This is a genomic window from Erwinia sp. 1181_3 (assembly GCF_052824965.1).
In genome coordinates, this window is record NZ_VTDE01000002.1 from 582762 (window position 1) to 596783 (window position 14022).

A 14022-nucleotide genomic window follows, 5' to 3' on the forward strand; every position below is an offset into this window, starting at 1 on the left:
TCGACCGAAACAAATGGTCGACCCCTACGGGTTTGGCGTGGAGGTGACCGGAAAAATGGTCATCCCGTGCGGGTCTTCCGTAGGGGCTGACCTTCTGTTTCGGTCAGCCCGCAGCCACTGGACCTTAAACGATACCCTGGCTACGCAGGTAATCTTCGTAGTCACCGGTAAAGTCGTTGATTTTGCCCGGTGTCATTTCAATCACGCGGGTCGCCAGCGAGCTGACGAATTCACGGTCGTGAGACACGAAGATCAACGTACCTTCGTACATTTCCAGCGCCATGTTCAGCGCTTCGATGGATTCCATATCGAGGTGGTTGGTTGGCTCATCCATGATCAGCACGTTAGGCTTCTGCATCATCAACTTACCAAACAGCATACGGCCCTTTTCACCACCGGACAGCACCTTCGCAGGCTTCTTAATATCGTCCTGGCTGAACAGCAGGCGGCCGAGAATACCGCGTACGGCCTGCTCATCATCGCCGTCCTGCTTCCACTGGCTCATCCAGTCGAACACGGTAAGGTCGTCGGCAAAGTCATGGGCATGGTCCTGCGCGTAGTAACCAATCTGCGCGTTTTCAGACCATTTCACCGTCCCGTTGTCTGGCAGCAGCTCACCGATCAGGGTTTTCAGCAGCGTGGTTTTACCGATACCGTTTGGCCCCAGAATCGCCAGCTTTTCGCCCACTTCCAGCAGCATGTTGACATTCTTAAACAGGGGACCATTGTCGAAACCTTTAGTCACCGCTTCCAGTGTCAAGGCGTTACGGAACAGCTTCTTGTCCTGCTCGAAACGGATAAACGGGTTCTGACGGCTGGAGGCTTTGACTTCGTCCAGCTTGATCTTATCAATCTGCTTGGCGCGTGACGTTGCCTGACGAGATTTCGAGGCGTTGGCGCTGAAGCGGCTGACGAAGGATTGCAGTTCGTTGATCTGCGCTTTCTTCTTGGCGTTATCCGACAGCAGACGATCGCGGGCCTGGGTGGCCGCGGTCATATACTCATCATAGTTGCCCGGATAGACGCGCAGTTCGCCGTAATCCAGATCCGCCATGTGCGTACACACCATATTCAGGAAGTGACGGTCATGCGAAATGATGATCATGGTGCTGTTACGTTCGTTCAGCACCTGCTCCAGCCAGCGAATGGTATCGATGTCCAGGTTGTTCGTTGGTTCGTCAAGCAGCAGAATTTCCGGGTTAGAGAACAGCGCCTGTGCCAACAGCACACGCAGTTTCCAGCCGGGAGCGACTTCGCTCATCGGGCCGTAATGCTGCTCCAGCGGGATCCCCACGCCCAGCAACAGTTCACCGGCGCGCGCTTCCGCGGTATAGCCGTCCATCTCACCATACTTCTCTTCGAGATCGGCAACTTTGTAGCCGTCTTCTTCGCTCATTTCCGGCAGCGCATAGATCGCATCGCGCTTTTCTTTCACCGCCCACAGCTCGCCGTGACCCATGATCACGGTATCCAGTACGGAATACTGTTCAAAGGCGAACTGGTCCTGGCGTAATTTACCCAGCCGTTCGTTCGGATCAAGAGCAACGTTGCCGCCAGATGGCACCAGGTCGCCGCCCAGAATTTTCATAAAGGTGGATTTGCCGCTGCCGTTGGCGCCAATCAGGCCATAACGGTTGCCGCCGCCAAATTTGACAGAGATGTTTTCGAACAGCGGCTTACTGCCAAACTGCATGGTGACGTTGCTGGAAACTAGCACAGAGATAGCCTTTAATTTTTAATGTGAGTATGTGAGTCAGCGCGCATTATGCCAAAAAAAAGGCGCGGGGCATACAGCGGGAAATCCTGGAGAGGGGGAGAATCAGGGCCGGGAAGAAACCCGGCCCTGGCGGTTAATGACTTTCTGCTTTACGTTTCGACGCGGTTAATGCCTTGCTCTCTTCCTCGTTACTGAGCCAGTCATGCAGATAATGTTCTATCTGCTCAAGACTGCGATTGCGTGTTTCCGGGATGCATTTGATAACAAATACCGCCCCGACAATACCAATCAATCCAAAGATAAAGAACGCACCTGACAGCCCCACGCTGGCAAGCAGCATCGGGAAGGCAAGAGATATCAGGAAGTTGGCAATCCACATGGCAAAGACCGCACCGCCCATAAAGACACCGCGCAGCCTTGTTGGGAAGATCTCTGACAGCAGCAGCCAGGTGACGGGCGATAACGCCCCCTGCTGAAAGCTGAGGAACATCAGCATTCCCAAAAGAACCATGTAGCTGCGTAACATATCCACCTGACCGTTGATGGTCTCAGGCATGAAATAGCTGACGGCACCGATAAAGAACAGGCAGGCGGTACAGCCAAACTGGCCTATTTTGACCATCGTTCGCCGGCCAATTTTACCTAACAGCCAGATGCCGACGAAGGTCATCAGCACTGAGATAGCCCCGTTAGCGATGGTGGCAAACAACGCTGCATCCGTACTCATTCCCACTGCTTTTAGCATCGTCGGTGCATAGTACATAATGGTATTTACACCGGAGGTTTGCTGGATCACCGCCACCCCGATACCGATCAGGAATAGCTTAAACAGCCAGGGCTTTTTCAGCTCACGCACGCTGGCTCGCGTCTGGGCTTTGTCCTCATCTTCCAGCGTTTCAGTAATCTCCTCCAGCTCCCAGTCAACGTCCTCTTTGGCACGGGTGCGTTCCAGCACTTTACGCGCTTCTGCCAGGCGTCCTTTCATCGCATACCAGCGTGGTGTGTCCGGCATAAACATCATGCCAAACCACAGCAGCACTGCAGGAATGGTGGCCACGGCCAGCATCCAGCGCCAGGTTTCATGGCCACCCCACGCGGCGTTAAATCCGGCATTCGAGATATAAGCCAGCATCTGGCCGGAGACAATCATCAGCTCCTGAATCGTCACCAGTTGCCCACGCTTATTCGCTGGTGCAATCTCTGCAATGTAGATCGGCACCGTGGCGGATGCACCACCAACGGCCACCCCTAGCACCAGTCGGAAGAAGATCATCCATTCCACGTTCGGTGCCAGGGCGGTCCCCATTGCGCCGACAGCGAAAATAATCGCCAAAATGATAATGATTTTTTTACGCCCGGCAGAAGCCGCGAAATGCCCGGAAAACAGTGCGCCGAAGGCTGCACCAAACAGCAGTGAACTGGTGACCAGTCCGGTAGTGAAGGGAGTAAGGTGTAATTCGTCGCCCATAAACAGCAGCGCGCCGGAGATAACGCCGGTGTCATAACCGAAGAGTAATCCGCCGAGAGTGGCAACCAACGCAATGACCTTAACAAAGGGTTCTGTTTTGGTGTTGCTGTTGGGCCCTGATGCCCGGTTAGGTGTTAAATATTGTTCTTTTGCCATGGTGACTACAGTGACCTCTCATCGACCTGGTTAGTAGGATGCAGAGGGGTAAATCATTATTTTGCTCAACCGCTCACCGCCTCTGAATCTTAATTTAGACTATTTCTTTCATTTTAATTAACAATGAAAATTAAATTTTGAGCGTTACATCGCATTATTTCATTTTAATTGCGACACTCATCACATAAAAACACCAATTACGTTGTATTAATGTGATCTAATTGGCGCAAAAATATTTTGAGAACATTTCATCTCAAATGAAATAATAATTATTCATTTCATTTAAAATGAAAAAATGACAGGAACACATCAAACCAAAAACAGATTACCCCATAAATCTATTTAATAAATTCCATTAATTACAATGGATTAGAAAATGATATTTAATTATCATTCGATCATAAAAAACTCTCTTTTCGCAGAACAGGCCTCTCTTTTATGGTCAAACATAATGAAAATAAACAGGAATTCCATCGTTATGGCTTACACAGGTTAAAAGAGTGAAATGGAGTAAACTCTCATTTCTTGCATTTTTTGAGGAAAAAAGGCGATGAGATTCAAACCAAAAAAAACGCGGCCCCTGATGAGAGCCGCGTTTTTTTAGAAAGATAAAAACTTACTGTGGGTTTTCTGCGGGGCCAAATACCGAATAATCCGGCATGTTCACGTTTTGATACGCTTCCCAGCCGCCGCCCAGCGCTTTATACAGCGCGACCAGGTCAAGCGTGCTCTGTACCCGTGCCTGTTCCGCCTGCTGTTGCGCCTGCGCCAGCTGACGCTGTGCATCCAGCGCCTCAATAAAGGTCGAGATCCCCTGGCGATAGCTGTCGCTGGCCAGCGTAAAGGCACGCTGTAACGCCGCCACAGTGTCATCCAGCCCTTCCACCTGCTGCTGGTCGCTGCGATAGCTGACCAGCGCATTTTCCACATCCTGCAACGCCGTCAGCACCGTCTGACGATAACCCAGCGCCGCGCTCGCCTGCTGCGCACGGGCCAGCTTCACACTGGATACCAGCCGCCCCCCCTGGAAGATCGGGATGGTGACGGACGGTCCGTAGCTGTAGAAATGACTGCTCCAGTTATCCAGATAGCTGGCATCGCTGTTACGCATGCCATACTGCCCGGTCAGTGACAGACTGGGAAACAGCTGTGCCACAGAAACACCAATATTGGCGGTCGCCGCGTGCAGGCTGGCTTCCGCTTCACGCACATCCGGGCGACGACGCGCCAGCTCAGACGGTACGCCGACCGGCACCGCTTTCGGCAGAGCCGGCAGCGGTTTGGCGGTCATTAACTCCGCATCCAGTGCGCCGGGGACTCTGCCCGTCAGCACGGCCAGACCGTTCATCGCCTGGTGGATCTGCGCCTGATACTGCGGCAGTTGAGCGCGCAGTGAATTCACCTGGGCGCGGGAGTTCTCCACATTGGTCTGCGGTGCCAGCCCATTACGCTGCTGGCTCTGCGTCAGCTCCAGTGTCTGCTCCGCCACGTCAATCTGTGTTTGCAGGGTACGGGTAATGGCTTGCGCGCCCCGCAGCTGCAGGTAAGCCCGCGCCACTTCGGCCTCCAGTGACACCAGCGCATCATTACGGTTTTCTACCGATTGTTGCTGCTGCGCATCGGCCATTTCGACCTGACGACGCACTTTGCCCCACAGATCCAGCTCCCACGAAGCGTCAAAACTGCCCTGATACAGCCCGACCGGCTTAGACAGGCTGTCGAGCGCCGGTTTTAAATCGGTTTCGCTTCCCGCCTGGTCAATCTGGTCGTAGACCCCTTCGGACTCCAATTCGCCTTTAATGCCCAACTGTTGGCGGGTAAAACGGGCGTTACCGTTCACAGAAGGTGCCCAGGCACCGCGTGCCTGGTTCAGCTGCTGACGTGCGCCAGCGATACGCAGTACCGCCTGCTGCAGGGATAAATTGCCTTTAATGGCACGTGCGATCAGGCTGTCCAACTGCGGATCGTTAAATGACTTCCACCAGTTCGGGTTAGTCGCTGCCGCCAGCGGCGCGGAGATACCGTCCGGCTGCATACTGTTAAAACGCTCCGGTGTGGCGGGCTTCGGCGCCTGGTAATCCGGGCCAACGGCACAGCCACTGAGCATCAGTGCAACGGCTATCAGCCCACCACTGCGCGAACGCAAAAAAGAAGGAGGAACGTTCATGTCAGTGTGCTCCTGCACTGCCCTGGCTCTTGATAGGCGCCAGTAACAGACAAAATGGAATAAGGACCAGGGCAACAATACTGAGGCCCATAAAAACATCGATATAGGCGAGGAAACGCGCCTGCACGATCATCTGTTTATACAACTGCCCGGTGGCGATGGTCACCGGGTCACCCGCCATATGCACATAGTCCCTGACGCCCTGGGCCCAACGCTCAACCGTCAGGTTAAACGGCTCATTGAGTGGGGTCATGTTATGTACCAATTGCGCGCTACGCGCCTGGGAGCGTTCGGTGATCATCGCCGTCGATAGCGAAATACCAATCGATCCCGCCACATTACGAAACATGGTAAACAGCGCCGAGGCATCGGCATTCAGCCGCTGCGGAATAGTGACAAACGCGATGGTGGTCAGCGGTACAAACAGGAAGCCGAGGCCAATGGTCTGGAAACTGCGCATGATGACCAGCGTGGTGAAGTCGATATCCGGCGTCAGGGTCGATGAGTAGATAAACGACACCCCGAGCAATGCAAAGCCAAAGGCAATCAGCAGACGCGTCTGCACGATGGGCATCAGCTTCAGCACCAGCGGGATCGACAGCACAATCAGCACCGCCCCGGGCGACAACACCAGCCCCGAGAGCGTGGCGGTATACCCCAGGTCCTGCTGTGCCAGTTGAGGGATAACCACCGAACTGCCATACAGGATGGCAGCCATACCCGCCATCAGCAGGCAGGCCACCGCAAAATTACGATCTTTCAGCACGTGCAGATCGACCACCGGCTTTTTGGCATACAGCAACCAGTAAATCGCTCCGACAATCCCGGTCAGCGCCAACAGCGCGAAGGTAACGATAAACCCCGACTGGAACCAGTCTTCATCTTCGCCACGGTCCATCATCACCTGCAGGCAGCCAAGGCCGAGTGTGATCAGACTGATGCCGATATAGTCGACGCTCAGTTTGCCCTTCGCCTTTTTACGCTCCCACGGCGGATCTTCCAGCAGCTGGTAGATCGCCAGCACGCTGAGGATCCCCACCGGAATATTGATGAAGAACACCCAGCGCCAGCTGTAGTTGTCGGTGATCCAGCCGCCCAGCGTCGGACCCAGTACCGGTGCCACAATAATCGCGATGGAGGAGAGGCCAAACGCCTTACCGCGATCCTCAGGTTTAAAATAATCCAGCAGCACAGACTGCTGCACAGGCTGTAACCCGCCGCCGAAGAATCCCTGTAATACGCGGAACAGAATGATCTGCCACAGTTCAGTCGCAATGCCGCACAGGAATGAGCAGACGGTAAACATCACAATACAGATGAGGAAAAACTGCTTACGGCCCAGCAAACGACTCAGGAAGGCTGAAATAGGTAGCACGATGCCGTTGGCCACCAGATAGGAGGTCAGCACCCAGGTGGATTCGTCATAACTGGCCGAGAGCGATCCGGCCACATGCGGCAGGGCAACGTTAACGATGGTGGTGTCGAGGATCTCCATGAACACCGCAAGCGTCACGGTCATCGCGACCAGCCAGGGGTTACTGGCGGGCTTCCAGTTCTGGCCGGGATTCATTCCAGCGTGACCTTAGGTTCAACCGACAGACCAATCGGAAGCGGATGGTTCGGATCCAGCCCTTTATCAATCACGATTTTCACCGGCACGCGCTGCACGATTTTCACGTAGTTGCCAGTAGCATTCTCAGAAGGGAAAGCAGAGAAGCGGGAACCACTGCCCATCTGTACGCTGTCGACATGTCCCTCCAGCTTGAGGTCCGGCCAGGCATCGACACTAATCTCCACTCTGTCGCCCGGTTTCATCCGTGCCAGCTGCGACTCTTTAAAGTTAGCCACAATCCATACGTCGGGTGATACCAGTGAGAACAGCGACGAGCCTGCCTGCACCAGCGTCCCCACCTGTACATTACGTTTGGTGACAAAACCGTCGTAAGGGGCACGGACTTCGGTATAAGAGAGATTCAGATTCGCGGTATTGAGCTGTGCCTGTGCCTGTTCAACCTGGCTCTGCCGCGCTTCAACATTGGTTTCCTGCTGACGGATCTGCAAAGCCACCTGAGAAGCGACTTCAACCTGCGCCTGGGCATTCGCCAGTTCAGCTCTGGCACTGCGTAACTGGGCGTTTGCTGTATCGATATTGCGCTGTGACGTGGCACGCGGGTCGACGCCACGCTGGCGCTTATCGTCAGCCTGAGCATTCATATAATTGGCCTGCGCACTGGCGAGCTGTGCCAGCGCCTGGTCTTTCTGTGCCGGGTACTGTACCCGTGCCAGTTCCAGTTGAGCCTGCGCCTGATGCAGCTGTGCCTGAGCCAGGCCGAGCTGCGCTTTCGCCTGATCGCGCTGGGCAGTGGTATCACGCGGATCGATCACTACCAGCAGATCGCCCTTCTTCACTCGCTGGTTATCTTTAACCCGCAGCTCGGTGACATAGCCAGAGGCTTTCGGCGCAATGGTCACCGCATCCGCTTCAGTGAAAGCATCATCGGTGGTTTCAATATTGCGCGTGGTCAGCCAGAACCACAGCGCCACGATAATCATCACGACAACCACTATCGCCAGAATAACCAGAGGCTTTTTACCGGGCCGTTTGCGTGGAGTTTCTTCATTTTGCGCAGCATCAGACTGATGCTGGGATTCATCATCAGGTGCAGAGGAGGTTTGATTAGCCATAGTATCCGTCGGTGAGTGCGCCCGGGTTCAGCGAGCGCAATGATTCAGTCTGGTATAACCATAGGGCCAAAATTGACAAATGCCAGGGTTTCCTGACAAATCCGGAATTGCCTGACGTCAGTTCGCATGAATAAACAAATAGAGCCCCCAGCCACTGACTAACGCCCACACCAGCATCGGCAGGGAATAGAGGTGGAAGTGCCACCAGATAGCGCGATCTTTTGCCATGCGCAGCGCGATCAGGTTGGCCAGCGAGCCTGGCAGCAAGCCAAACCCACCAATATTCACCGCCCAGGCCAGCAGCACCGACGGCGGCAGGCTGCTGAGCAGCAGGATGGTGGCAGGAACATTACTGATCACCTGCGACAGCCCCGCGGCCAGCAAAAACTGCCCGCCAGCCGGAAGCTGCCCGGCCAGATGCAGGGTGGACTGTACCAGCGGCAGCTTTGTCAGCAGGAAGACATCGATAAACATCACAATAAACACCACCAGCAGGCTCCAGTCGATGCTTAACAGGATGCGACGCGCCAGCACAAGGAAGGTAGCAAAGACCAGCACCAGCCCCCAGATGGCGAGATCCATTTCCAGCGCCGTAATAAACAGCAGATAAAGCAGCGCGCTGGCGAACAGCAACCGGCGCTGCCAGGGGGCATCTTCTGACGTCTGATGCTGCTCAATCTTCTTCGCGCGGAAACAGCAGGCGGTCAGTAACAGCAGGCTGAGCACCAGCCATCCGGCCAGCGGTAACATCTGCCAGATAAAACCGGCAAAGCCTGCCTCACCGTGGCGCCACAGCAGGATATTTTGCGGATTACCGATGGGGGTAAGCAGCGAACCCGCGTTCACCGCCAGGGCTTCAAAGATAATTAACCGTGCAATCGGCAGCGCGGAATACTTTCGCAGAGAGAGCGTCAGCGGCACCAAAATAAACAGAGCAACGTCGTTGGTCAGGAACGTTGAGAGCAGTGCGGCAGCAGCCACCAGAAACAGCGCCAACTGGCACTGGTGGCGAAAGCCCTGCACCAGACGACGCCCGAGCACATCAAAATAACCGCTGGCCTCAATGCCTTTGGTCAGCATCAGCAAGCCGCTCAGCGTGATAATGGTGGGCCAGTCTACGGCACCAGGCAGTTCTGCCAGGCGGAAAGGCACAAAACAGGCCAGCAGCAGCCCCAGAACCACCAACAGATGCAAAAAACGATCGTGCAAAAAAGGTCTGAGCAGAGAAGTCATGCTGGCGCGCCATGTGATATCCCCTTTATCCCTGACGCTGCATCAGCATACGCCCGATGGACCGTCCCTGGATGGGGTAAGGTTCTTCAGGGCTGTCGCAGGCAACGCCAGTGATGGGGGAAGAAGGTGATTAACGACTTTCGCTAAATTTTTTAAAGATGGCCAGCGTTTCATCGCTGACGTGATGCTCAATACCTTCCGCATCGCGGCGTGCGGTATCCGGGCTGATACCCAGTGCCAGCAGGAAGGTTTCAACAATATGGTGACGTTCGCGGCTCTCTTCAGCCAGTTTTTCCCCTTCCGGTGTCAGGAAAACGCCCCGGTAAGGTACCTGTTCAACCAGCCCGCCTGTGGCGAGACGTTTAAGCATTTTTGCCACCGTTGGCTGCGACACGCCCAGACGAGCAGCCATATCCACCTGGCGGGCTTCACCAAACTCGCGGATCAGATCAGAAATCAGCTCTACATAGTCATCGATTAATTCACGACGGTGCGCTTCACGTACCTGACGGAAACCCTCGACATGCTCTTCAATATCTTTCAGTGGCGCGGGCACTGCCACTTTTGCGCGACGACTCATTCAGCTTCCTCTTCTTATCAACCGCTGCATTATAGCGGGCAGCGGTCTGTTGTGTGCCACATTGTAAACGAACCGCAGGCAAGCACAAAATTTAGCGTATTAGCTATGGCTATAGGGTATAGCCTGTGCTATACCTGATGATAATTCGCGCATATCCTGATTGACCGGAGGGACATCAGATGAAAACACCACTGCTATTAAAACTCTTTTGCCGTTCGCCGTTTACACTCCGACTGATGCTGCTGGAAATGCTGGTGAATTCGAAGCCTGCCCGTCAGGCTTCTTAACCACTCAGCCCTTGTTCCGACTATTTTGTCTGTCACTTCACAGAACTTATTGATGATGCTGGTTGCCTTTCGGCAAAACAGCGATTATCGTGCCAGCCTTTCGTAAAGAATGCAGGCCGATCGGGCTCCACCCCACCCCTTCCCCCATGATCTTACGAGTTGTATCAGGCAGTTTGCCACTTCAGCGTCGAACTGAATGGTCGCTATAGCTTTCCCTAATAAGAACCAATAATGAATCTGACATTAATTAAAACTGCTACAGCAGGCCGTTATCGTGCCTGGGTTAGCCCGTACGTTGGGCTGTATTTACTTTTATCCGTTCTGATTAATCTGGCATTCGGTTACCCGTTAAGCGGTTTATACAGTCTGGCCTTTACGGCACTGCTGGTGCTGCTGGCGGCGGTTGCCCCGAAGACGCAGAAAACGCTGATTGCCGTCGGTGTACTGATGGCCGGGTTCTATTACCCTTTTGGTCAGGTTTATGGCCCACCCAATTTTAATACCCTGCTGGCACTGCACGCGACCAATGTGGAAGAAGCCAGTGAAATAATGCTGATCTTCCCACTGCATGATTATTTTATTGGCATGGCCATTCTGGCCGCCGGGCTGCTGGCGCTCAGGCGTAAACCACTGGAAAAACAGCGCTGGTGGCACGCGGAAAGTGCCTGCCTTGCCTTCGTACTGGTGGCGTGGGTGACACAGCCAGTGATGAACCAGCTGACGGGTGGGGTGTTTAATCTGAAGGATACCGGTTTCCCACTGGTGCGCTTTGTTAAAGATACGCTGGAGAGTAAGTTTTCTGTCGATAAAGAGATCGACCGGATGAACCAGCTGGCCACGCTGAAAGACGACTGGCATGTGTTAAGCGTCAAACCCCAGCAGCAGATTTATGTGGTGGTCATTGGGGAAAGCGCGCGTCGTGATGCGCTGGGTGCCTTTGGCGGGCACTGGGATAATACGCCTTTTGCCAGCCAGCTTAACGGCCAGTTTTTCACCCGCTATACCTCGGCGGCCTCTTCCACTCAGAAATCGCTGGGCTTGACGCTTAATCAGGTGGTGGACGGTAACCCTGAATACCAGAACAATATCATTACTCTCGCTAACCGCGCCGGGTTTGATACCTGGTGGATGTCGAATCAGGGCCAGATTGGTCAATATGATACGCCGATTGCCAGCATTGCTCAGCGAGCCAAAAATGTGCATTTCCTTAAAAGCGGCGACTTTGAAGCGGATAAAAACACGCGGGATGAAGACCTGTTGAGTTTTACGCCGGGTGCACTGGCACGTCCGGTCGATCGTCCTCGCTTACTGGTGTATCACCTTGTCGGCTCACATCCGAAGGCCTGTGATCGCACGCGTGGTCGCTTTGTCGAACGTCTGCATTCGCTGGAAACCTCATGCTATCTGTACAGCATGACGCAGACCGATGGTTTCCTGCAGCAGCTCTGGGAGCAGTTACACAGCAGCGGTCTGACTTTTTCGATGATCTATTTTTCCGATCACGGCCTGGCATTTAAAGAGAAAGGGACGCGTAACGAGTATCTGACTCACGATGATAAATATCGTCAGAACTTTGAGGTGCCGATGTTTATCAGCTCAAGTAACGACAGTCGTCATCAGATGATCACTACGCCGCGCTCAGCCAATGATTTCCTGATGCTGTTCTCACAGTGGACGGGGATTGAGACGAGGGAAATTACATCACGCTATCGCTTTGTATCCGCAGAGAAAGCGCCACCGATTGAAGTGACTAACTTTGCACTGAAGCGCCTGCCGTTTAATCAACTGCCGCAGGATCATTTTGCTAAGTAGGACATTCACATAAAAAAAATCCGCCCCGAGGGGCGGATTCTTCAACGTCAGCCCGGTAATCCGGACTTGCGGTTAGCAACTTAGAAGCTGTAACCTACGCCAGCAGTCCAGGTGCCAACGTCAACGCTGCGGATACGGCTCTGCTCGTAACCCACGTCCAGAGCGATGTCCTGGATTGGGTTGAACTGCAGGCCAGCACCGTAGGAGAAGCCTACGTCGCTTGAATCATATTTTTCACGGTTTGGTTCGTTGTACTGGTATTTGCCGTAGCCGATACCCACAACACCGTAGATGCTTGCCCAATCGTTCAGACGGTAAGCTGGACCACCAGTGATGCCATAGTACTGGCCCTTGATGTAGTCGCCTGCATCGGTACGGTCTTTCTCAGTGTAAGTGAAAGAGCCAATCCAACCCAGTGCATCGCTGCCGTTCTCGTAGCGGTATTTCAGGTTGAAGCCGTTAGCTTTGTTAGCTACGCCCTGGTAATCACTCTGAGCGTAACCAGCGGAAACGGTGCTCTGCGCCATTGCTGAACCAGCAGATACTGCCAGTACGCAAGCTAATGCTGAAAGACATGCAATTTTTTTCATAACCACCTCAAATGTGAAAGTACTTCTCTCCTGACAACGCTGGAAATATAACAAAAATCAGCGAGAAACTCTGCCCTGATTTTGTTGTCTAACAGAATGTTTGGTGTAACAGAAAGTTAATGATGCTTTCTATGTCATTCTTTTTTCTTATGATTATTGCCATTTTCATTCTATTTTTATCGACTGTAAAAAAAGCTTCATTGAGATAAATCCTAATCAAATTTGACAGTTCTTTACTGAACTGGCCCTGTTTTCTGACAAAATTTCTGTTTTTTTCACTTATTTTTTTCCCCTCACTGGGTTTAACAGCGCCTTCCAGTACACTGTCACAGCGCGTTTATCTTCGAAACGGATCAATTAAGGCTGGAATACAGGATGTCTTCACACGTAAAAAATGCTGTCTGGTTACCCGTGCTGGTGCTGCTGATTGCCATGACGTCAATTCAGGGTGGTGCTGCGCTGGCCAAAACACTGTTTCCTACCGTCGGTGCACCAGGCATTACCGCCCTGCGTCTTGGCCTGGGTACGGTTATTCTCTGCGTGATCTTCAAACCCTGGCGGTTGCATTTCAACCGTCAGCAGATCTTGCCACTGGTGATCTACGGTCTGGCGCTGGGCGGAATGAACTATTCCTTCTATTTATCGATACGCACTGTACCGCTGGGTATTGCCGTGGCACTGGAGTTTACCGGCCCACTGGTGCTGGCGCTCGCAGGATCACGACGACCCCTGGATTTTCTCTGGGTCGGGCTGGCCGTACTGGGGCTGTTCTTCCTGCTGCCGATCGGGCATAGCATTGATAGCATAGACCCGCTTGGTGCGATATATGCGCTGACCGCTGGCGCCCTATGGGCAGTGTATATTCTGGCGGGCAAACGTGCGGGTAGCCAGCACGGCCCGGCCACCGTCGCGGCAGGCTCCCTGATTGGCGCGTTGGTGTTTGTACCTCTGGGCCTGGCGTATGCCAACCCCGGGATCTGGACCTTATCACTGATCCCCATTGGCCTGGCGATTGCGGTGCTCTCCAGTGCTCTGCCCTACTCACTGGAAATGGTCGCACTGACACGTCTGCCTGCACGGACTTTTGGTACGTTAATGAGCCTGGAACCGGCAATGGCGGCTATCTCTGGCATGCTGTTCCTGGGTGAAGTACTGACGCTGGTGCAGTGGCTGGCACTGCTGGCGATTATTACCGCCTCGGCGGGTTCAACCCTGACGATGCGCCCGGCAAAGCAGGACATTGACCCGGTGGGAGAATTAAGAGAATAAACGGCACCCTGCCTGCGGGAAATGTATCTCCCGCAGGTGATGACATCCTCCATGCTTA

10 protein-coding genes are annotated in these 14022 nt (G+C 53.7%); 2 read left to right on the forward strand and 8 right to left on the reverse strand.

From position 1 onward, the window contains the following. Nucleotides 1–124 precede the first annotated feature (124 nt). From FY046_RS07050 to mntR, 7 genes are all read right to left on the reverse strand, one after another. Complete coding sequence (locus tag FY046_RS07050) at nt 125–1717, reverse strand: ABC-F family ATPase (RefSeq protein ID WP_159338102.1); 1593 nt, start codon at nt 1715–1717, stop codon at nt 125–127. Nucleotides 1718–1850: 133 nt separating this feature from the next. Next, entirely contained in the window at nt 1851–3341 is a 1491-nt protein-coding gene (locus FY046_RS07055; protein ID WP_159338101.1) for a sugar porter family MFS transporter, read from the reverse strand. Nucleotides 3342–3957: 616 nt separating this feature from the next. Continuing rightward, the gene (locus tag FY046_RS07060) at nt 3958–5508 is read right to left on the reverse strand and encodes an efflux transporter outer membrane subunit (RefSeq protein ID WP_446185904.1); all 1551 of its coding nucleotides are present in this window, start codon (nt 5506–5508) and stop codon (nt 3958–3960) included. 1 nt (nt 5509) lies between these two features. Further along, complete coding sequence (locus tag FY046_RS07065) at nt 5510–7078, reverse strand: DHA2 family efflux MFS transporter permease subunit (protein WP_446185905.1); 1569 nt, start codon at nt 7076–7078, stop codon at nt 5510–5512. After that, a complete protein-coding gene (locus FY046_RS07070; protein ID WP_133841106.1) occupies nt 7075–8193 on the reverse strand; it encodes an HlyD family secretion protein in 1119 nt (372 codons plus the stop codon). The genes FY046_RS07065 and FY046_RS07070 overlap by 4 nt, the downstream gene beginning before the upstream one ends. Nucleotides 8194–8310: 117 nt before the next feature. Further along, nucleotides 8311–9426 (reverse strand): SLC13 family permease, encoded by a 1116-nt coding sequence (locus FY046_RS07075; RefSeq protein ID WP_446185906.1) that lies wholly within the window; start codon nt 9424–9426, stop codon nt 8311–8313. Between the two features lie 130 nt (nt 9427–9556). After that, nucleotides 9557–10006, reverse strand: coding sequence for a manganese-binding transcriptional regulator MntR (mntR, locus tag FY046_RS07080; RefSeq protein ID WP_133841108.1), 450 nt, complete (start codon nt 10004–10006; stop codon nt 9557–9559). Nucleotides 10007–10524: 518 nt separating this feature from the next. Here mntR and FY046_RS07085 point away from each other — a divergent pair. Then, entirely contained in the window at nt 10525–12105 is a 1581-nt protein-coding gene (locus FY046_RS07085; protein WP_133841109.1) for a phosphoethanolamine transferase, read from the forward strand. Between the two features lie 80 nt (nt 12106–12185). Here the strand turns inward: FY046_RS07085 and ompX are convergent, their stop codons facing one another. Beyond that, entirely contained in the window at nt 12186–12695 is a 510-nt protein-coding gene (ompX, locus tag FY046_RS07090) for an outer membrane protein OmpX (RefSeq protein ID WP_133841110.1), read from the reverse strand. Between the two features lie 375 nt (nt 12696–13070). Here ompX and rhtA point away from each other — a divergent pair, with 375 nt between their 5' ends. After that, nucleotides 13071–13964 (forward strand): threonine/homoserine exporter RhtA, encoded by an 894-nt coding sequence (gene rhtA, locus FY046_RS07095; RefSeq protein ID WP_133841111.1) that lies wholly within the window; start codon nt 13071–13073, stop codon nt 13962–13964. Nucleotides 13965–14022 lie beyond the last annotated feature (58 nt).

Coding starts and splice junctions, on each gene's coding strand:
- FY046_RS07055 (WP_159338101.1), bottom strand. CDS start 3,341: ATGGCAAAAGAACAATATTTAACACCTAACCGGGCATCAGGGCCCAAC.
- FY046_RS07060 (WP_446185904.1), bottom strand. CDS start 5,508: ATGAACGTTCCTCCTTCTTTTTTGCGTTCGCGCAGTGGTGGGCTGATA.
- FY046_RS07065 (WP_446185905.1), bottom strand. CDS start 7,078: ATGAATCCCGGCCAGAACTGGAAGCCCGCCAGTAACCCCTGGCTGGTC.
- FY046_RS07070 (WP_133841106.1), bottom strand. CDS start 8,193: ATGGCTAATCAAACCTCCTCTGCACCTGATGATGAATCCCAGCATCAG.
- FY046_RS07075 (WP_446185906.1), bottom strand. CDS start 9,426: ATGACTTCTCTGCTCAGACCTTTTTTGCACGATCGTTTTTTGCATCTG.
- mntR (WP_133841108.1), bottom strand. CDS start 10,006: ATGAGTCGTCGCGCAAAAGTGGCAGTGCCCGCGCCACTGAAAGATATT.
- FY046_RS07085 (WP_133841109.1), top strand. CDS start 10,525: ATGAATCTGACATTAATTAAAACTGCTACAGCAGGCCGTTATCGTGCC.
- ompX (WP_133841110.1), bottom strand. CDS start 12,695: ATGAAAAAAATTGCATGTCTTTCAGCATTAGCTTGCGTACTGGCAGTA.
- rhtA (WP_133841111.1), top strand. CDS start 13,071: ATGTCTTCACACGTAAAAAATGCTGTCTGGTTACCCGTGCTGGTGCTG.